Source organism: Corynebacterium comes (assembly GCF_009734405.1).
GTDB lineage: Bacteria > Actinomycetota > Actinomycetes > Mycobacteriales > Mycobacteriaceae > Corynebacterium > Corynebacterium comes.
The window spans coordinates 619,055-637,840 of record NZ_CP046453.1 but is presented as its reverse complement, the minus strand read 5'-3'; the positions used below and the strand labels follow the sequence as shown (position 1 = coordinate 637,840).

Annotated in this window: 20 protein-coding genes; 8 read left to right on the top strand and 12 right to left on the bottom strand. The window is 66.2% G+C overall.

Features of this window, described 5'->3' with window-relative positions; genetic code table 11:
- Positions 1–19: 19 nt before the first annotated feature.
- The 4 genes from mtrA to CETAM_RS03135 form a co-directional block, all read right to left on the bottom strand.
- Positions 20–700 (bottom strand): MtrAB system response regulator MtrA, encoded by a 681-nt coding sequence (gene mtrA, locus CETAM_RS03150; protein ID WP_156227048.1) that lies wholly within the window; start codon positions 698–700, stop codon positions 20–22.
- Positions 701–724: 24 nt separating this feature from the next.
- Complete coding sequence (locus CETAM_RS03145) at positions 725–1,324, bottom strand: dTMP kinase (protein ID WP_156227047.1); 600 nt, start codon at positions 1,322–1,324, stop codon at positions 725–727.
- Entirely contained in the window at positions 1,324–2,763 is a 1,440-nt protein-coding gene (gene ahcY, locus CETAM_RS03140; protein ID WP_156227046.1) for an adenosylhomocysteinase, read from the bottom strand. The genes CETAM_RS03145 and ahcY overlap by 1 nt, the downstream gene beginning before the upstream one ends.
- A 65-nt stretch (positions 2,764–2,828) precedes the next feature.
- Positions 2,829–3,182, bottom strand: coding sequence for a DUF4259 domain-containing protein (locus CETAM_RS03135; RefSeq protein ID WP_156227045.1), 354 nt, complete (start codon positions 3,180–3,182; stop codon positions 2,829–2,831).
- 407 nt (positions 3,183–3,589) lie between these two features.
- Between CETAM_RS03135 and CETAM_RS03130 the strand changes: the two genes are divergently transcribed.
- On the top strand, positions 3,590–4,084 hold the full coding sequence (locus CETAM_RS03130) for a hypothetical protein (protein WP_156227044.1): 495 nt from the start codon (positions 3,590–3,592) through the stop codon (positions 4,082–4,084).
- Between the two features lie 37 nt (positions 4,085–4,121).
- Here the strand turns inward: CETAM_RS03130 and manA are convergent, their stop codons facing one another.
- From manA to CETAM_RS03110, 4 genes are all read right to left on the bottom strand, one after another.
- Positions 4,122–5,282: a mannose-6-phosphate isomerase, class I gene (gene manA, locus CETAM_RS03125; protein ID WP_156227043.1), complete on the bottom strand. Its 1,161-nt coding sequence runs from the start codon at positions 5,280–5,282 to the stop codon at positions 4,122–4,124.
- Between the two features lie 4 nt (positions 5,283–5,286).
- The gene (locus tag CETAM_RS03120; protein WP_156227042.1) at positions 5,287–6,288 is read right to left on the bottom strand and encodes a MurR/RpiR family transcriptional regulator; all 1,002 of its coding nucleotides are present in this window, start codon (positions 6,286–6,288) and stop codon (positions 5,287–5,289) included.
- 114 nt (positions 6,289–6,402) lie between these two features.
- Positions 6,403–7,770 (bottom strand): phosphomannomutase/phosphoglucomutase, encoded by a 1,368-nt coding sequence (locus tag CETAM_RS03115; RefSeq protein WP_156229344.1) that lies wholly within the window; start codon positions 7,768–7,770, stop codon positions 6,403–6,405.
- Between the two features lie 115 nt (positions 7,771–7,885).
- Positions 7,886–8,320 (bottom strand): DUF3499 domain-containing protein, encoded by a 435-nt coding sequence (locus CETAM_RS03110; RefSeq protein ID WP_156227041.1) that lies wholly within the window; start codon positions 8,318–8,320, stop codon positions 7,886–7,888.
- 88 nt (positions 8,321–8,408) lie between these two features.
- Between CETAM_RS03110 and CETAM_RS03105 the strand changes: the two genes are divergently transcribed.
- Complete coding sequence (locus tag CETAM_RS03105) at positions 8,409–8,864, top strand: metallopeptidase family protein (RefSeq protein WP_156227040.1); 456 nt, start codon at positions 8,409–8,411, stop codon at positions 8,862–8,864.
- Positions 8,865–8,923: 59 nt separating this feature from the next.
- On the opposite strand, the gene CETAM_RS03100 is transcribed toward CETAM_RS03105, so the two are convergent.
- The 3 genes from CETAM_RS03100 to CETAM_RS03090 form a co-directional block, all read right to left on the bottom strand.
- Positions 8,924–9,232: a WhiB family transcriptional regulator gene (locus CETAM_RS03100; protein WP_407923950.1), complete on the bottom strand. Its 309-nt coding sequence runs from the start codon at positions 9,230–9,232 to the stop codon at positions 8,924–8,926.
- Between the two features lie 267 nt (positions 9,233–9,499).
- A complete protein-coding gene (manB, locus tag CETAM_RS03095; protein ID WP_156227039.1) occupies positions 9,500–10,597 on the bottom strand; it encodes a mannose-1-phosphate guanylyltransferase in 1,098 nt (365 codons plus the stop codon).
- Positions 10,594–11,499: a glycosyltransferase family 2 protein gene (locus CETAM_RS03090; RefSeq protein ID WP_407923949.1), complete on the bottom strand. Its 906-nt coding sequence runs from the start codon at positions 11,497–11,499 to the stop codon at positions 10,594–10,596. Before CETAM_RS03090 ends, manB begins: the two co-directional genes overlap by 4 nt.
- Before the next feature lie 72 nt (positions 11,500–11,571).
- On the opposite strand from CETAM_RS03090, the gene CETAM_RS03085 reads away from it, so the two are divergent.
- Positions 11,572–13,155 (top strand): LCP family protein, encoded by a 1,584-nt coding sequence (locus CETAM_RS03085; RefSeq protein WP_156227037.1) that lies wholly within the window; start codon positions 11,572–11,574, stop codon positions 13,153–13,155.
- Between the two features lie 10 nt (positions 13,156–13,165).
- Here CETAM_RS03085 and CETAM_RS03080 read toward each other — a convergent pair whose 3' ends face one another.
- On the bottom strand, positions 13,166–13,519 hold the full coding sequence (locus CETAM_RS03080; RefSeq protein ID WP_156227036.1) for a RidA family protein: 354 nt from the start codon (positions 13,517–13,519) through the stop codon (positions 13,166–13,168).
- A gap of 243 nt (positions 13,520–13,762) precedes the next feature.
- Here CETAM_RS03080 and CETAM_RS03075 point away from each other — a divergent pair, with 243 nt between their 5' ends.
- The 5 genes from CETAM_RS03075 to CETAM_RS03055 all read left to right on the top strand — a co-directional run bounded on the left by CETAM_RS03075 (position 13,763) and on the right by CETAM_RS03055 (position 18,784).
- Positions 13,763–14,416: a TIGR03089 family protein gene (locus tag CETAM_RS03075; protein ID WP_156227035.1), complete on the top strand. Its 654-nt coding sequence runs from the start codon at positions 13,763–13,765 to the stop codon at positions 14,414–14,416.
- 16 nt (positions 14,417–14,432) lie between these two features.
- Positions 14,433–15,440: an ABC transporter ATP-binding protein gene (locus tag CETAM_RS03070; protein ID WP_156227034.1), complete on the top strand. Its 1,008-nt coding sequence runs from the start codon at positions 14,433–14,435 to the stop codon at positions 15,438–15,440.
- 102 nt (positions 15,441–15,542) lie between these two features.
- Positions 15,543–16,856: an ABC transporter substrate-binding protein gene (locus tag CETAM_RS03065; RefSeq protein WP_156227033.1), complete on the top strand. Its 1,314-nt coding sequence runs from the start codon at positions 15,543–15,545 to the stop codon at positions 16,854–16,856.
- Between the two features lie 96 nt (positions 16,857–16,952).
- Positions 16,953–17,960: a carbohydrate ABC transporter permease gene (locus CETAM_RS03060; RefSeq protein WP_156227032.1), complete on the top strand. Its 1,008-nt coding sequence runs from the start codon at positions 16,953–16,955 to the stop codon at positions 17,958–17,960.
- Complete coding sequence (locus CETAM_RS03055; RefSeq protein WP_156227031.1) at positions 17,957–18,784, top strand: carbohydrate ABC transporter permease; 828 nt, start codon at positions 17,957–17,959, stop codon at positions 18,782–18,784. The genes CETAM_RS03060 and CETAM_RS03055 overlap by 4 nt, the downstream gene beginning before the upstream one ends.
- Positions 18,785–18,786: the final 2 nt, after the last annotated feature.

Below are 18,786 nucleotides of genomic sequence, written 5' to 3'. Positions count from 1 at the left end.
CCAGCTTCTGGACTATGAGCTACTCCCCCAAGCCCGTCTTGTAGCCAACGCCACGAACGGTGAGCACGATCTGCGGGTTCTCCGGATCCTTCTCGATCTTGGCGCGCAGCCGCTGCACGTGCACGTTGACCAGTCGGGTGTCGGAGGCGTGGCGGTAACCCCACACGTGCTCCAGCAGCTCCTCACGGGTGTGCACCTGCCGCGGCTTGCGCGCCATCTCCAGGAGCAGGTCAAATTCGAGCGGGGTGAGCGAGATCTCCTCGTTGCCCCGCTTGACGGTGTGCTCCGGGACATCGATGCTCAGGTCGCCCACCTCAATGATCTCGCTCGGCGCGGCCTCGGTGCGGCGCAGACGCGCCCGGATGCGGGCGATCAGCTCCTTCGGCTTGAAGGGCTTGGTGATGTAGTCGTCCGCACCCGATTCCAGGCCCAGCACCACATCCACAGTGTCGGTCTTGGCGGTGAGCATGATGATGGGCACGGAGGACTCCTGACGGATGGCCCGACAGATGTCCACGCCGTTCATGCCCGGGAGCATGAGGTCCAGGAGGATCAGGTCCGGCTGATGCTCACGGAACGCAGGCACGGCTTCCATGCCGTCCATGACGGCGTACGGGTCGAACCCCTCAGTCTCAAGGACGAGGGTCAGCATGTCGGAGATCGACGGATCGTCGTCGACCACGAGAATCTTTGGCGCCATGGAAAAATCACGTTCCTTCGGTGATCATCTGATTTCTTGCAGGATATCGGCAGGATCGGTGGTTACGAGCCAGCGACCCGCCCAGCCGCGCCCAGCGAGCCTCAGATATGCATCATATGTCCGCTGTTGCAGGTCGGTGTCACGTTCGTAACGATCTCTCTCCCGGCCCGTGTCCTGCTCTGCCCGCGAGATCGCCCGTTGCGACGCCGTCGCCGGCTCCGTCGCCAGCAGCACCTGCAGGTCCGGGACGGGCAGACCCAGCCTGCCGAACTCCAGATCATGGACCCAGTCCATGACGGCGTCGTCACGCAGACGGGCCGCCGAGTACGCCGCATTGGAGGCGACGTAGCGGTCGAGCAGGATGACCTTCTCCGAGTTCACGTACGACATGAGCTGCTCACGCGCGCCGTGGCGGTCCAGGGCGAACAGCGTGGCCATGGCGTACGCGGAATCCGTGAGGTCGCCCATCCGGCCATGCAGCGCCTCCGCGACGAGCTGAGCGGGAAGGGAGGTGTCGTAGCGCGGGAAGGCGAGAACGTCGACGGGGGCGTCGACATGCTCGCGAATGGCGCTGACCAGGGTGTTCTTCCCCGCGCCGTCAATGCCTTCAATTGCGATGATCATCAGTATCGGTAGTGCTCCGGTTTGTAGGGACCTGCGACGTCCACGCCAATGTATTCGGCCTGTTGTTTGCTCAGCTCAGTGACCCGACCGCCGAGCGCCTCCACGTGGATGCGCGCGACCTTCTCGTCGAGGATCTTCGGCAGGCGGTGGACCTCGTTGGAATACTCCTCGTTCCGGGTGAACAGCTCGATCTGAGCGATCGTCTGGTCCGCGAAGGAGGTGGACATGACGAAGGAAGGATGGCCGGTGGCGTTGCCCAGGTTGAGCAGTCGCCCCTCCGACAGCACGATGATCGCGCGGCCGTTGGGCAGGTGGAATTCATCGACCTGCGGCTTGATCGTCGTGCGTCCGACGTCCTCGCGGTGGAGAAGGGAGGCCATGTCGATCTCGTTGTCGAAGTGGCCGATGTTGCCGAGCACCGCGTGATCCTTCATGGCCAGCATGTGGTCCCAGGTGATGATGTCCCTGTTCCCGGTCGCCGTGATCACGATGTCGGCCTCTTCGATCGCCTCCTCCACGGTGACGACCGGAAAGCCCGCCATCAGCGCCTGCAGCGCGTTGATCGGATCCGCCTCGGTGACCTTCACGCGTGCGCCCTGGCCCGCCATCGCTTCGGCGCAGCCCTTGCCCACGTCGCCGTAACCGCAGATCAGGATGTTCTTCCCACCCAGGAGGATGTCGGTCGCACGGTTGATGCCGTCGATGACGCTGTGCCGGGTGCCGTACCTGTTGTCGAACTTGGACTTCGTGACCGCATCGTTGACGTTCATGGCGGGGAAAGGCAGCATCCCCTGCTCGGCGAAGTGGTACAGCCGGTGGACGCCGGTGGTGGTCTCCTCCGTGACGCCCCGGATGTTCGCCCCCACGCGGGTCCACCTCCCGGCATCGGCCGCCGACGCCGCGCGCAACATACGCAGGAACGCGGTGTACTCGTCGGAGTCGGTCACCTGCGGATCCGGCACGGCGCCGGCTTTCTCGAACTCCATGCCCTTGAGCACGGTCATCGTCGCATCACCCCCGTCATCCAGGATCATGTTCGGCTCCCGGTCCCCCCAGGAGAAGATGCGGTCGATGCACCACCAGTACTCCTCGAGTGTCTCACCCTTCCAGGCGAACACCGGCACGCCCTGTGGATCCTCCGGCGTCCCCTCCCTGCCCACGACGACCGCGGCGGCCGCCTCATCCTGGGTGGAGAAGATGTTGCACGAGGCCCACCGGACCTCCGCCCCCAGAGCGGTGAGGGTCTCAATGAGCACGGCCGTCTGCACCGTCATATGGATCGAGCCCGCGATCCGGGCGCCGGCCAGCGGCCGCTCCTGGCCGTATTCCTCCCGCAGTGCCATCAGACCGGGCATCTCGTACTCCGCCAGACGGATCTGATGGCGGCCGACCTCGGCCAGAGACAGGTCGGCGACCTGGAAGTCAGATACCTGCGGCATGGTGTGTGAAAACTCCTTGTGGTGCAGAAGCGGGTCTTCCCTCACCCTAGCCCTGTTGCTCTCCTCTACGAGAGCGCTTCGGTGAAGGCATCGACGTCATCGTCCTCCTGCACCGACTCCAGCACCTCGGTCGCAGCCTCGTTGAGAACCTCATCACCGGAGCCGATCAGCTCCCGGATGAAGGGGTACGAATCCGCCACGTCACCCGCCGAGAACGGCGCGCCTGCCCAGATGGCGGCGATGGTGGCCGCCGCCAATCCGTTCAGTCGCTCCGTCTCGGACACCTTGGGCTGTTTCAGCACCAGAAGGCAGGCGTCACGGACCGCCTCGATGATGTCGTCGTGGTCAAGATCATTGAGTTCGTCGAGGAAATCGATGTTGTCGTCCTCGCCGAAGATGGATACGTCCCAGGTGGTCATTGCTTCCAGGTCCTCTCTGTGTGCCGACGCGTGGCCCTTTCAGCCCCGCAAACCAAGCCGTCTGCATGTAGTCTCTGCTATGTTGTTACCGAGTTGTTATAAGGATGTCCAGGGAAGGGACAAAGAACGAGGTGAAAGCCGAAAACCGTCGCGTGTACCTGTTTATCGTCGTAGGGCTGGTCGCCGCCGCCGTTATCGGGTACGGGGTCTGGCGTGCAGGCACGCCCTCAACCCCTTCCGCCTCTGATACTGCCACGACGACCACCGAGGTATCCACAATTTCGGAGTCAGCACGCCGCACCGGGGCCCTACCCGCCCCCGGGAACCCCGCCGACTCGCCCGAGCATGACACCCAACCCTCATCTTCTCCGGTTCTTGATGATCCCTACCTCGCACCCCACGCCGTCGTGCAGACGTCCCCCACCGGCCTCCGCCCGACCGTGGTCTACCGTCCCGAGAACATCATGCCCACGACCATCTCCGGCGAACCCACCGAACTGATCTCGGCGCAGGGAGCTGAGCCGGCCGGCACCAGCCCGACAACGGACGTGCCGACAACGGATGTGCCCGCCTCCGCGGTGGTCTCCGCGACCCCACCGACCCCCGACGCCGAGGTCACCCCGCCACAATCCACCCAGACCCCCACCCCGGCGGAGCCGACCGAGCCGACAATCCCGACCACCGCGGCGAGCGAACCCACCGCGCCCACCGCGCCCGCCGGCACCACGCAGCAGGCAGTTCCCACCGTGACGGCCGAGGCCGCCCCTCCCGCCGAGGCCGAGCAGCCGGCGGTACGCGAAGAAACCGCCACCGTCACCGCCCCCGAGGTGGAGCAGGCAGCAGTGCCCCCGCAGCGGCCCGGCTGGTGGCCCCTGGGTGCCTGGTTCCCCTTCGGTTCCTAGCCCTGCGGTCAACGGAACCCGGCGCCCCACAGAGGCGTCAGGCGCGGGCGATGAACAGTTCGCCCGCAGACGTGGACGTCGCCACGCAGGCAGGGGAGGATGCGGGGATCCACACCGCTTCACCTGGCTTGAGCTCGAGCTCGCCCAGCGAAATGCTGCCGGAGGTGCACAGCGCGATGGAGGGTCCGTCGTGTTCCACCGTCAACTCGTCACCTTCGGCCACGCAGCCGTGAAGAAGCCGGAATTCACTGGCCGGGACGATGTACTCGCCGCCGACGGGAGTGACCACCGGGTCACAGACCGAGCGGAAGTCGAGGATCCGGACAAGTTCGGGCACGTCGACGTACTTCGAGGTCAGACCGCCACGCAGGACGTTGTCGGAGTTGGCCATGACCTCGACACCCAGCCCACTCACGTACGCATGGAGGTGCCCTGCGTCGAGGTAGAGGGCCTCACCCGGTGAGAGATGGAGGTGGTTGAGCAACAGGGCACCCAGGACGCCGATGTCCCCGGGGTAGCGCTCCTGCAGCTCGAGCACGGTCGCCAGCACGTCGGAGATCCAGTCTCCGCGCTCAAGCAGGGTGCGGGCGGAGGAGACGATCCCGTCGATGAGTCGCCTACGCGCGGCAGACGGAATGGTGATCCACGTTGTGAACAGGCCACGGAGACTGTCGGCCTCGGAAGCCGGATCCAGGATGGTCAGGTACCGGTCGAGTTCGGCGCAGGCCAGCACCGCGAACAACTCGAGGGTCTGATGGAGCGGACGGAAGCCGGCCATCGCATGGAAGTCCGTGAGCGCCACGACGAGTTCCGGCTTGTGCCGGGGGTCACGGTAGTTGCGGTTGCCGGCGTTGAGCGGGATGCCCAGGCGGTTCTCCCGCTCGAAACCCTCGAGTGCCTGATCCGCGGACGGATGTGCCTGCAGAGACAGGGGCTCTGCGGCGGCGAGGATCTTCAGCAGGAAGGGCAGGTTGTCACCGTACTGCTCATATACGCGCGTACCGAGCGCTGCGACAGGGTCCTCGGCGATGATGTCGGTGAGCGCGCGGTCCTGGATGGTCGAGGATCCGACCGGATGGGCTCCGAACCACAGCTCCGCCTCGGGACGGTCGGAGGGTGAGGGAAGTCCACGCAGCTCCGGGATGAGGGTGCGGGACCCCCAGGGGTAGCTCCGGAGCGTGCCGGTCAGCTTCTGCATCTAGTTAGTCCTCCGATGGTGCTTCGGGCAGGTCGTACGCGGTAGCCGCGAGGCCTCGGGTAATGAGTTTCAGTGCGGCGGCCAACGGGCCTGTGCCCGGGGTGTCGCAATTGGCGGCGAGGGCATTGGGCAGCGCGGCGGCCACCTCGGGCTCCTCGGCCCAGACAACAACCTTCAAGGCTAGCAAATCGACCGGGCCGTCAAGAAGCGGATCGTGGAAGATGTTGTGCTCCGGCTCCGGAGGAGGCAGCTCGAGCTCGTCGAAAGCCGCGACCCCGGAAGGCAGGCCCCGCAGGGACCAGACGACCGACATGAGCTCTGCCACGGCGAATCCCGGTCGGCCACGTCCGGTGTGGACCACGCGTGCAAGGTCGACGTATTCCCGCAGCTGTCGACCGGGGTTGACCACGGAATCACGCTCGGGGGAAAGCTGCTCCAACTCCTCGTCGACGCAGTCGGCGGTGTCCCGGAGCCGCTGGGAGACCAGGTCAGGGTCCTCCTCCAACAGATCCAGAACGGTGCTCAGAGCTGCGATGGACCGGGCGGGGGATGCGCCGTAGACGGTGGGCAACGGGGGGATGATGATGGTGTCGTCGGGCGCGTCCTCCAGTATCGGTCCGCGCGGCGGGCCGACGAGGATGGTGGTCGCTCCCCGACGTTCTGCGCTGATCAGGCCCTGCGAGGTGTCCGGGTCGTCTGCACGATCACCCAGGACGATCACCACGTCCAGGGCGCCGACGTAGCTGGGCAGCGAGTCGGTGATCACCAGGGGGGCCCGCAGGGGGGAGCGCATGCGCGAGACGAACCGTGCGGAGGCGTCAGCCACCTGGTCGGTCGCGATGACCACGATGCTCCGTGGCTGCAGCCCGTAGACCCCCTGGAGCTCGGGAATGGCCCCCGCAACGGCGCGGATCTGGGCGCCTTCGTGGGCGACGTCATAGAACTTCACCGTCTCCCGTTTATAGGTGGAGCCGTCAAGGTAGGCGTCGAGAGAGCTGTTGTCCATGCGCTCAAGGATAACTCTCCGACCCTGTGGTCAGGCTGTGTGCGCCGCCGGAGGTTATGTCCGGAGTCTTTTACCTGCTTGCCCTCGGCTACCCGGGAATGAATGGAACGGGTTTCAGGAGCGGATGACGGCCAGGATCTCCTCGACCAGGGCATCGACCTCGGCGCGGGTGGCGGCCTCGACGTTCAGACGGAGCAGCGGTTCGGTGTTGGAGGCACGCACGTTGAACCACCCGTCGGTGTCCTTGAGCTCCACGGTGACGCCGTCGAGGCGGTCGACGGACTCGATGCGGTCGGCGAAGGCGTCGAGAACCGCTCGGGTGCTGGCGCCCTGGTCCGCCACGGTCGAGTTGATCTCGCCGGAGGCCTCGTACCGCTCGTACTCCGCCATCATGCGGCTGAGAGGCTGGTCCCCGGAGCCGAGCGCCGCGAGCACGTGCATGGCGGCGAGGATGCCGGAATCAGCGTTGAAGAACTCGGTGAAGTAGTAGTGCGCGGAGTGCTCGCCGCCGAAGACCGCACCCGTCTCCGCCATCGTCGACTTGATGAAGGAGTGGCCCACCCGCGTACAGACCGCCGTGCCACCCTCCTCGGCGATGATCTCCGGCACCGACTTCGAGGTGATGAGGTTGTGGATGATCGTCGCCCCCTCATGCTTCTGCAGGTAGCGTTTGGCCACGATCGCGCAGATCGCCGAGGGGCTCACCGGGTCACCGTTCTCGTCGATGACGAAACAGCGGTCCGCGTCGCCGTCGAAGGCCAGACCGATGTCCGCACGCTGCTCGACGGTGAATTTCTGCAGGTCCACGAGGTTCTTCGGGTCCAGCGGGTTTGCCTCGTGGTTCGGGAACGTGCCGTCCAGTTCGAAGTAGAGCGGGCGGATGTCGAGGGGCAGGCCCCGGAACACCTCGGGAACCGTGTGTCCACCCATACCGTTGGCGGCGTCGACGGCGACGACCAGGGGGCGGATGCCACTGAGATCCACGAGATCGCGCAGATAGGTACCGTAATCGGCGAGAACATCACGCTCGGAGACCGTGCCCTGCGCGTCCCCGTAAGCGGGGACGCCGTCGACGAGCATGTCGATGATCCGCGCGAGCCCCGTGTCCTGGCTGACCGGCCGTGCGCCCGCCCGGCACAGCTTGATGCCGTTGTACTGGGCCGGGTTGTGTGAGGCGGTGAACATCGCGCCGGCGCACTCCAGGGTGCCTGCGGCGAAGTACAGCTGATCCGTGGACGTCAGACCCAGCATGATCACGTCGAGGCCCTGCGATGTCACGCCCTCCGCGAAGGCGACCGCCAGTTCCGGAGAGGAGGGGCGCATGTCGTGGCCGATGGCGACGGTGGTCTCCCCCTCTTCCCTCAGCAGGTGGCCGAAGGCGGCGCCGGTGTCCCGGATGAACTCGGGAGTGATCTGCTCACCGACGACTCCTCGGACGTCGTAGGCCTTGATCACGGAGGACACGTCGTGGCGGGTACGCAGGGATGACATGGATGGTCGGGTCGCTTTCTACTCGGGGACCCGGAGGATGAGGGCCGGGCGCTAAGCAGAGGATAGTACCCCGGAACCCTGAAGGTCTCCTGGACGGCGACTGGAGCTACTCCTGCGGAACGTCGCCGTCGCTGTCGACGAGACGCAGATGCGCCCGGCGTCGCTGCCGCTCCTCGTTCATCCGCTTCGCCTGGTGGACCGGATGAAGGGAGGTCTCCGGGTCCGCCGGGTCCACCGCGTCAAGCGCGGGGCCGTCGGACTCCACGAGCCCACTGGTGACCCGCCCCGCTTCGCGGACCGCCTCAGCGAGCGCGGTGAGGTCCTCGTCGTCATCGATGTCGATGTGGTTGACGCGGAGCATCTCCCAGCCCAGTGGTGCGGTGATCTTCTCCGCATGGTGGTCACACAGGTCCCAGCTGTGCGGCTCCGCGGCAGGCGCCAGCGGGCCCACCACAGCTGTGGACTCCGCGTAGGCGTACGTCATGGTGGCGACGGCAGGCTTGCCGCAGCCCGGTCGGGAACATCGTCGAAACTGGCTCACAGGGAGCAAGTCTAAACCCTCCCTTGAGATTCCGGTAGCTCCGCGCGCCACCCGCAGTCTCCGCGGGGCCCGTCTTATGATCAGTGACATGCACACCAGGACCTTCCGCGACCGGCATGGCAGGGGTCTGCGCGGCCCTCTCCTGCCCATGGATGCACCCCGTTTCCGCACTCGCGCGGAGTCCTTCGACGTAGCCGTGCTGGAGGCCTACGCCCCGATCCAGCACACCTACCCCGAACAACTGGCGAACCTGGACATCGCGGTGGACACCGTGCCGAGGATGCGTCTACGCGCCGACATGACCGTTCTCCCCGACGAAATCGTCGCCGACGGCCCGGTACCACTCGGGCGCCTCATCCCTGCGGGCGTCGATCCGCAGGGCCAGCCCACCCGCGCCCGGCTGGTGCTGTTCCGCATGCCCATCGAGCAACGCACGGTGAACAACCGGGAGCGGGAGGACCTGCTGGCCACGATCCTCACCGCACTCGTCGCCCAGTTCCTGAATGTGGATCCGGGGGACATCAACCCCGGGTTCCAGTGGTGAGCACAAGCCTCCTGGAATCCAAAAAACGGCCCTGACTACAGGGCCGTGGGAATGTCTGCTCAGCCGATCTGCTTCTTCAGTCGACGTCGCTCACGGTCGGAGAGACCGCCCCAGATACCGAAACGTTCATCGTGCTCGAGAGCGTATTCAAGACAGTCATCGCGGACCGGGCAGGCCATGCAGATGCGTTTGGCCTCACGGGTGGAACCGCCTTTTTCCGGGAAAAAGGCTTCCGGGTCCGTCTGGGCACAGAGCGCCTGGTCCTGCCACTCCTGTTCGACAGCACCGAAAAACTCGTCGAGGCTCATTTCTACCGCCGCTCCGGTGATGCTGCTCATTCCCCTACGAAGAACGACGCCGTCAGTCATGTTTTCCACGGTGTCCCCTTCTTCGCTCGGTTGTTACTCAATAGTTGCCGTGTGGCATTTATAACACTGCTGCGATTACACACCGCTCACTAAATGTCGTCAACCGATACTAACGGGAATTTTCCGGGAGTTTCCATTTCCGCAGGCCACTAATCACACCAGTCACAGCAGTAACAATCCGAAATCCTCGGGGGTGAAGGTTGGGGGCACTACATGTCGTGGAAGGCAAAATTCCTGGCAACAACTCCCAGGTTCACCGGCGTGTCGTCACGCATCAGAGGAAAAGCGCACTCCATTGTCCGGGATGACCACACCGGGCCAGACACGCAGTCCGCCCTGAAGCTCACAACGCGCACCGATCTGGGCGCCCTCACCGATGACGCAGTCAGTGATCCGGGCGTTCGCCCCGATCCTGGCCCCCGACGCGATGATCGAATTACGGATGACTGCACCCGGCTCGATGGTCACACCGTCGAAGACGACGGAGTCATCGAGTCGGCAGCCTGCCCCGATCTCCGACCCCCGGCCCACCCACGTGCCGCCGACCAGGATGGTACCCGCGGCGACGCCGGCGGAGGCGTCGATGAGCGCCTCTCCCGTGCGACCCTCCAGCAGCGGCGAGTGCGCGATGCCACGCACGAGGTCCGAGGAGCCGCGCACGAAGTCGTCGGGGCGCCCCATGTCCCGCCAGTAGGCGTTGTCGACGTGGCCGTACACACGGCGCTCCTGCTTGAGCAGCGCGGGAAAGGTTTCGCGTTCGACGGAGACGGCGCGGTCGACGGGGATCTCCTCGATGAGCTCACGTTTGAACACGTAGCAGCCGGCATTGATCTGGTCCGTCGGCGGATCCTCGGTCTTCTCCAGGAACTCCAGCACCCGCCCTTCCCCGTCCGTGGGCACGCAACCGAAGGCCCGCGGGTCCGCGACCCGGACCAGATGCATGGTCAGTTCGGCCTCCTTCTCAACGTGGGTCTCCAGGATCGCGCGCAGGTCGGTGCCGCCGAGGACGTCGCCGTTGAAGACCATGACGGTGTCGTGGCGCAGCCGGTCATAGACGTTGCGGATGCCGCCGCCGGTGCCCAGGGCCTCCTCCTCGACGACGTACTCGATCTCCAGGCCCATCTCGGAGCCGTCGCCGAAATACTCCTCGAAGACCTCCGCCTTATAAGAGGTGCCCAGAACGACGTGGGTGATGCCGGCCGCCTTGATTCGGGCCAGCAGGTGCTGGAGGAAGGGGTAGCCGGCGGTGGGCAGCATCGGCTTGGGGGTGTTCACCGTCAGGGGGCGCAGCCGGGTGCCGCGACCTCCGACGAGGATGACGGCGTCGGTACGCGAAGGATCGGCCTTGAGGTCGGTCACGGTCAGGAGTCCTTTCGGTTGCTGGTGCTGGTCCGGGCGACGGCCACCGCACTGCGGACCTCAAGTCCCGCGCGGATGGCCGATCGTAGCGGCGCCTGCCACCAGTGCGGCAGTCGGTCCGCCTGGAAACGGTAGGCGGATTCGTGATGGGCGGGCAGCATGGTGTCGGAGTGCTTGCCCGCGACGTGCCCCCGCGCGTGGGTGATCGTCGCGGCCGGACAGAAGACGTTGACGTACCCGGCGCGCGCGAAGCGGTCGCCGAGGTCAACATCCTCCATGTACATGAAGTACCGCTCGTCGAAACCGCCCACCGCGTCGAACGCGTCCCAGCGCACGAGCAGGCACGAACCGGAGAGCCACCCGGCGGTGCGCTCGGTGTCCATGTCCGCGTCATCGCGGTAGGCGCGCGTCCACGGGTTGCCCGGCCAGACCTGGCCGAGGACGGCATGTCCGATGCCGCTGCCCAGGGTCGGCACCGCACGGGCGCTCGGGTAGATCGAGCCGTCCTCCTCGATGATCTTCGGGCCCACCGCCGCGGCATCCGGCCAGCGGCGTGCACAGGCGATCAACTCATCAATCGTCCCCTCGCCGAACACGACGTCCGGGTTGCTCAGGAGCAGGAATTCCGGATCGATCATCCCGGCGTCGCGCAGCGGCTGCAGGTGGCGCGCACCCGCGTTCATGCCCGTGCCGTAGCCGAGGTTGCCGCCGGTGGGCAGGAACTCCACGTTGTCGCTTCTCGACGCCGCCTCTTCCGGCACCCCGTCCACCGAACCGTTGTCGGCGAGAACGACGTGGACCCCCCGGACTGTCGCCGCGGGCAGGCTGTCGAGGAAGGCCGCCAGATGGCGGCCCGGGGAATAGGTCACCGTGATCACGGCGACCGGTGGCGTCTGGGAGTTGGTCACAATGTGGAAAGCATAGTGGGATCATTTGTTCGCGGTCCGGTCCGCCACTCCGATGGCCTAGACTAAGTGCCCGTGAGTGACAAGTACCGCCGCGTGCGCGACATCCAGGCAGCTCCGCCCGCAGGCCCCTCGATTCGACAGGCCGGGCCGACCCCGGTCAAGGCGATCGTCGCGGTGCTCTCCGTCATGGTCCTGCTGATCTCGGGCCTGGGGTATTTCTCCGTCGGCCGTCTGGGCAGCGACGTCGCCTCCGCCGGCAACCTCGCCCTCGGCGGTGGGCAGGGCATGAAGGGGCGCGCCTCCGACGGCGCCACCGACATCCTGCTGGTCGGCTCCGATTCCCGCGCCGACGCCCAGGGCAACCCCCTCTCCGAAGAAGAACTCCAACGCCTGCGCGCCGGAGTGGATGACGGTGAGGAGAACACCGACACCATCATGGTCATCCGCGTGCCCAACGACGGCTCTTCCGCCACGGCCGTGTCCATCCCGCGTGACAGCTACATCCGTGACAGCGAGTTCGGGAACATGAAGATCAACGGCGTCTTCGCCGCACACAAGGTGGCCAAGCGTGAGGAGCTCACCGAGGACGGCGTCGAGAACGACAAACGCATCGAGACCGAGGCCACCGATGCCGGCCGCCAGGGCCTGATCGGCGCGGTCTCCGATCTCACCGGCGTGGAGGTCGACCACTACGCCGAGGTCGGACTGTTCGGCTTCGTTCTGCTGACCGACGCCGTCGGCGGCGTCGACGTGTGCCTCAACAACGATATCCAGGATGAGTTCTCCGGTGCGGACTTCCATGCCGGTGTGCAGACCCTCGACGGCGCCCAGGCACTGGCTTTCGTCCGCCAGCGCCACGGCCTGCCGCGGGGCGACCTCGACCGTATCGTCCGCCAGCAGGCCTTCATGGCCTCGCTGGTGAGCAAGACCCTGGCCGCCGGCACGCTGACCAACCCGTCGAAGCTCTCCGACATGGGCACCGCCGTGGAGCGTTCCGTGGTCATCGACGACCAGTGGGACATCATGTCCTTCGCCACCCAGCTGGCCAACCTCGCGGGCGGTAACGTCGTGTTCAACACCATTCCGGTCACCTCCATCGACGGCGTCGGCGACTTCGGTGAATCCATCGTCACCGTCGACGTCCCCACCGTGCACGCGTACATGGATGAGCTGCTGGGAGAGGAAGAGGCACCGACTTCAGAGGATGAGGCTCCTGCGGAGGCCGCCGAGCCGCTGCCGGGAGTGGACATCAACGTCCTCAATGCCGGGGCGACCACCGGCCTCGCCGGCGACGTCGGCGGCTGGCTCACCGAAGAGGGCTACCGGGTCACCGAGGTCACCAACGCCCTGGCGGGCGTCTACTACCAGAGCCAGGTCGTGGCCGCAGATGCTTCCGATCGCCGCGCACTGGCCCTGGCTGAGGCGTTGGGGGGTATCCCGGTCACCGCGAACGCCGGCCTGGATTCCGACACCTTCATCGTGGTCACCCACGACGACTGGAGCGGCCCGCTCGGTGACGCCGCCCTCGGGCCGGCCTCCTCCCCCAGCGCACCGTCCCCCGAGGACGCGGTGGGCACCCCGGGCGCCGACTTCGGCGAGGCTGAGGTCGCACCGAAAATTGACGCCGGTGGCGACGGGCCGCGGTGTGTGAACTAGCGGCGCCGCCCTACTCCCCCGTGTACGCGATCGCGTCGATTTCCACGGTTGCCCCGTAGGGCAGGCGGGATGCCTCGAGGAAGGTACGCGCCGGGCGGGCGCGGGAGAAGTGCCGGGCGAACTGCTCGTTGGCTTCTTCCCGCAGGGTGATGTCGGTGACGAAGTAGGTGAGCTTGACCACCTGATCCAGGGTTCCACCCGCTGAGGCCAGTCGCTCCGTCATGCGTTCGAGCGCCGCGGCGAGCGCCTCCCTGCGCCCGGTGACCGGCTGATAGTCCTCGTCCACTGACAGGGCCCCGGAGACGAAGATGAGATCGCCGGCTCGCTTGGCCATCGCGTAGGGGTGGTCGGAGGTCGGCTGCATGGCAGGGGTCCTTTCGCAGGCTCTGATGAGAGCTGTCACGGTGGCAGTTTCTCCCATCCTCGCCAAGTTCCTCCTCCCCGGCCAGGAAATCCGCCGCCCACCCCCGAAGGAGCCTGAGGGTCCCGATCGGCGTTGGGCAGCGCGGCCTGGGCAGCGCCTCCGACCGTCCCGCAGCATCAGGGAGGGCCCGTCTCCTCCCTACCCGAAAGCGCGTGCCACGGGAGCTGCCTACCATGGGGTGGCATGGAGCTACTCGCACACCTGCTCAGCGCAGACCCGGCCGCCCCTCGACTGACCGTCTACAACGAGACCACCGGTGCCCGGCTGGACTTCTCCGCACAGACGCTGGACAACTGGGCCGCGAAGGTCGGGAACATGCTGCTGGAGGAACTCGATCTGGAACCCGGTTCGTCCATCGTGGTGGACCTGCCCGTCAGTTGGCAGGCCGTGGCCATCGTCCTCGGCGCCCTCGCGGCGGACATCCGGTGGGTCTTCGCCAGCGAGGGGGCCGCGGAGGTGGTGTTCACCTCGCCGTCCGCCTTCGGGCGGTGGGAGGATTCCGGCGCGGACATCGTCCTGGTCACCGACGACCCCTTCGGCCGTGGAGTCGTGGAGACCGGCGGCACCCTGCCCACCGGCACCATCGACTTCGGTCCCTCCGTCCGCTTCTACGGTGACCAGTTCTACGGCCCGGCGCCCGCACTCTTTGACGTCATCCCCACATCCCGTGCGCCCGAACGGGTCCTGTCCACGGGGTGGACCACCGCCGAAGGCCTCGTCCGGACGGTACTTGAGCCGCTGTCGGCCGGCGGTTCGGCCGTGGTGGTGTCAGGGCTGGTGGATTCCGGAAGGCTCGACGCCATCGCCACTGCGGAGAAGACGACCGTCAGGTTGTAGGTGCTACGGTTTTGGCATGGCAACGGTCACATTTGACAAGGTCTCCATCCGATACCCCGGCGCCGATCGGCCGACGGTGAAGGACCTCGATCTGGAGATCGAGGACGGGGAATTCCTCGTGCTGGTCGGCCCCTCGGGCTGTGGCAAATCCACGACGCTGCGTGCGCTGGCGGGGCTCGAGGAGGTGGACTCCGGGAGGCTGCTCATCGACGGCAAGGACGTCACCGGCGTGGAGCCCGGCGACCGGGACATCGCCATGGTGTTCCAGAACTACGCGCTCTACCCGCATCTGTCGGTGGCCAGGAACATGGGTTTCGCCCTGAAACTGGCGAAGATGCCGGCGAAACAGATCGACGAGCGGGTCAACGACGCCGCTGAGATGCTGGGCCTGCAGGAGTTCCTGGACCGCAAGCCGAAGGACCTGTCGGGCGGTCAGCGGCAGCGCGTAGCCATGGGGCGTGCGATCGTGCGCGATCCCAAGGTCTTCCTCATGGACGAGCCCCTGTCGAACCTGGATGCGAAGTTGCGTGTGCAGACCCGTGCGGAGCTCGCCGCCCTGCAGCGCCGTCTGGGCACCACGACCGTGTACGTGACCCATGATCAGGTCGAGGCGATGACGATGGGCGACCGCGTCGCGGTGCTCAAGGACGGCATCCTGCAGCAGGTCGCTCCGCCGCGAGAGCTCTACGACCGTCCCGTCAACGAGTTCGTCGCCGGCTTCATCGGTTCGCCGTCGATGAATCTTTTCCCCGGGGAGGGTGTCACGCTCGGCGTGCGCCCGGAGGCGATGCGGGTGCTCGGCGACGTCGATGAACTCCCCGCCGCCTGGTCCCTCAAGGAGGGCACGGTCGAGCTGGTGGAGGAGCTGGGTTCTGAGTCCTACGTCTACGCCACGTCGGAGGGCGTGCGCCTGGTGGCGCGTCTGGGGGATCGGGAAGTGCCGGAACGCGGGTCGCGGGTGCTCTTCGCTTTTGATCCGGGTGCCGCTCACCGCTTCGATCCGGAGTCCGGCGAGCGGCTCTGAGCACCCACCCCCGGCAAGGGGTGATCTGAAATAAATGCCCTGTCAGGTATTACCTGCGTCACTACATTTGAAGTCACCAAACGTTATGAAAGGTGACCTTCTATGAACGCCTCCATATTCAAGCGCAGGCCGGTACGTTCCCTGGCCGCAGTCGCAATCATCAGCACCCTGACCCTCGCCGGTTGCGCCGACAGCGGTGACGACACCGCAGGGACCGCCACCCAGACGGAAACGGAGACCCGCACGACGGGCGCCGCGACCGGCGAAGGCGACCGGGGCCCGATCACCTTCGCCATGGGCAAGAACGACACGGACAAGATCATCCCGATCATCGAGAAGTGGAACGCCGAGAACCCGGACGAGAAGGTCACCCTCCGCGAGCTCGCCGGTGAGGCTGACGCCCAGCGCGAGACCCTCGTCCAGTCCCTGCAGGCCGGCAACTCCGACTACGACGTCATGGCGCTCGACGTCATCTGGACCGCCGACTTCGCCGCCAACCAGTGGCTCGCCCCGCTCGAGGACGAACTTGAGGTGGACACCTCCGGCCTGCTGGAGGCGACCGTCGACTCCGCCACCTACAACGGCACTCTCTACGCCCTGCCGCAGAACACCAACGGCCAGCTGCTCTACCGCAACACCGAGATCATCCCCGAGGCTCCGGAGAACTGGGCCGACCTCGAGGCATCCTGCGCTGACGCGGAGGCCGCCGACGTGGACTGCCTGACGCTGCAGCTCAAGCAGTACGAGGGCCTGACCGTCAACACCGTCGGCTTCATGGAGGGCTGGGGCGGTTCCGTCCTGGACGAGGACGGCAACGTCACCGTCGACTCCGACGAGGCCAAGGCCGGCCTGCAGGCCCTGGTCGACGGCTACGAGAACGGCACCATCGCCTCCGCCTCCACCTCCGCGACGGAGGAGGAGACCAACCTCGCGTTCGTCGAGGGTGACACCGCCTACGCCATCAACTGGCCGTACATGTTCACCAACGCCGAGGGCGAGACCTCTCAGGTGGCCGGCAACTTCGAGGTCCAGCCGCTGGTCGGCGAGGACGGCGTCGGCGTCTCCACACTGGGCGGCTACAACAACGGCATCAACATCAACTCGGAGAACAAGGCCACCGCGCGTGACTTCATCGAGTTCATCATCAACGAGGAGAACCAGACCTCCTTCGCCGAGCTGTCCTTCCCGCCGGTGCTGGCCTCCATCTACGACGATGAGGCCCTTGTGGAGAAGTACCCGTACCTGCCGGCGCTGAAGACCTCCCTGGAGAACGCTGCACCGCGTCCGGTCTCCCCGTTCTACCCGGCCATCTCCAAGGCCATCCAGGACAACGCCTACGCAGCGCTGACTGAGGGCAAGTCCGTCGATGACGCCACCGCCGACATGAAGGCCGCCATCGAGAACGCCTCCAACTAAGTACTCGAGTCCAGGCAACACCCGCTGAAAACCTGCCCCCTCGGGCAGGTTTTCTGTGGTTCTGTGGGTGGTAACACTTTCCCTAAGGAGCAGCACATGCAGAAACGTGCCAGCCAGGCCCGCTCCGCGGCCCGGCTGATCGCCCCCGCGCTCATCGTCCTGGCCGTGGTCATCGGCTATCCCATCCTGCGCGCGATCTTCCTGTCATTCCAGGCCGACAAGAGCCTCGATCCCGCCACCGGTCTGTTCGTCGAGGGCGGGTTCGCCGGTTTCGACAACTACCTCTACTGGCTCACCAACCGCTGCATGTCGCCTTCCGGCGTCGTCAGCACCTGCCCGCCGGGTGTCCTGGCCACCGACTTCTGGCCGTCCGTCCGGATCACCCTGTTCTTCACCGTGGTCACCGTCTTCCTGGAGACCCTCCTGGGCATGACCATGGCGTTGATCATGAACCGTGAGTTCCGCGGCCGCGCCGTGGTCCGCGCCGCGGTGCTCATCCCGTGGGCCATCCCCACGGCCGTCACCGCGAAGCTGTGGCAGTTCATCTTCGCCGACCGTGGCGTCGTCAACTCGATGTTCGACCTCAACGTCAGCTGGACCACCGATCCCTGGGCCGCAAGATCCGCCGTCATCGTCGCTGACGTCTGGAAGACCGCCCCCTTCATGGCGTTGCTCATCCTCGCCGGCCTGCAGATGATCCCCAAGGAGATCTACGAGGCCGCGCGTGTGGACGGCGCCTCACGCTGGCAGCAGTTCTGGCAGATCACCATGCCGCTGGTCAAGCCCGCCCTCATGGTCGCCATCCTGTTCCGTTCACTCGATGCACTGCGGATGTACGACCTCCCCGTCATCATGATCTCCGCATCCTCCAACTCCCCCACCGCCACCATCTCCCAGCTGGTGGTCGAGGATATGCGGCAGAACAACTTCAACTCCGCCTCGGCCCTGTCGACGCTGATCTTCCTGCTCATCTTCGCTGTCGCGTTCATCATGATCCGCTTCCTCGGTGCGGACGTGTCCGGCCAGCGCGGCGTGAAGGGCCGGAAGGTGACGGGGATGCGGCGGCGTCGAGAAGCAGAGAAGAAAGAGGAGGTGACGGCATGAAACGAGCCGCACTCTGGCACTACGTGGGTGTCCTGTTCATCATGTTCTGGGGGCTCGCCCCCTTCTACTGGATGGTCGTGGTCGCGCTGCGCGACAAGGCCTACACCTTCGACACCACCCCCTGGCCGACGCACGTCACGCTGGAGAACTTCCACGACGCGCTGGCCACCGACAAGGGCAACGACTTCCTCGGTGCGATCGGCAACTCGTTGCTCATCTCCGTGGCGACGACCTCGCTCGCGGTGATCGTCGGTGTGTTCACCGCCTACGCCCTCGCGCGCCTCGAGTTCCGCGGCAAGGGCCTGGTCACCGGCATCATCCTCGCCGCCTCCATGTTCCCCGGCATCGCGCTGGTCACGCCGCTGTTCCAGCTGTTCGGTGATCTCGGGTGGATCGGCACCTACCGCGCGATGATCATCCCCAACATCTCGTTTGCCCTGCCGCTGACCATCTACACGCTGGTGTCCTTCTTCCGCCAGCTGCCCTGGGAGCTCGAGGAGGCCGCGCGTGTCGACGGCGCGTCACGCGGCCAGGCCTTCCGGCTGGTCCTGCTGCCCCTGGCCGCACCGGCGCTGTTCACCACGGCGATCCTCGCGTTCATCGCCACGTGGAACGAGTTCATGCTCGCCCGCCAGCTCTCCACGAACGCGACGGAGCCGGTCACCGTCGCCATCGCGCGCTTCTCCGGGCCGAGCGCATTCGAGTACCCCTACGCGTCGATCATGGCCGCCGGCGCCCTGGTGACGGTGCCGCTGATCATCATGGTCCTGATCTTCCAGCGCCGAATCGTCTCCGGCCTCACCGCCGGCGGAGTGAAAGCGTGAAC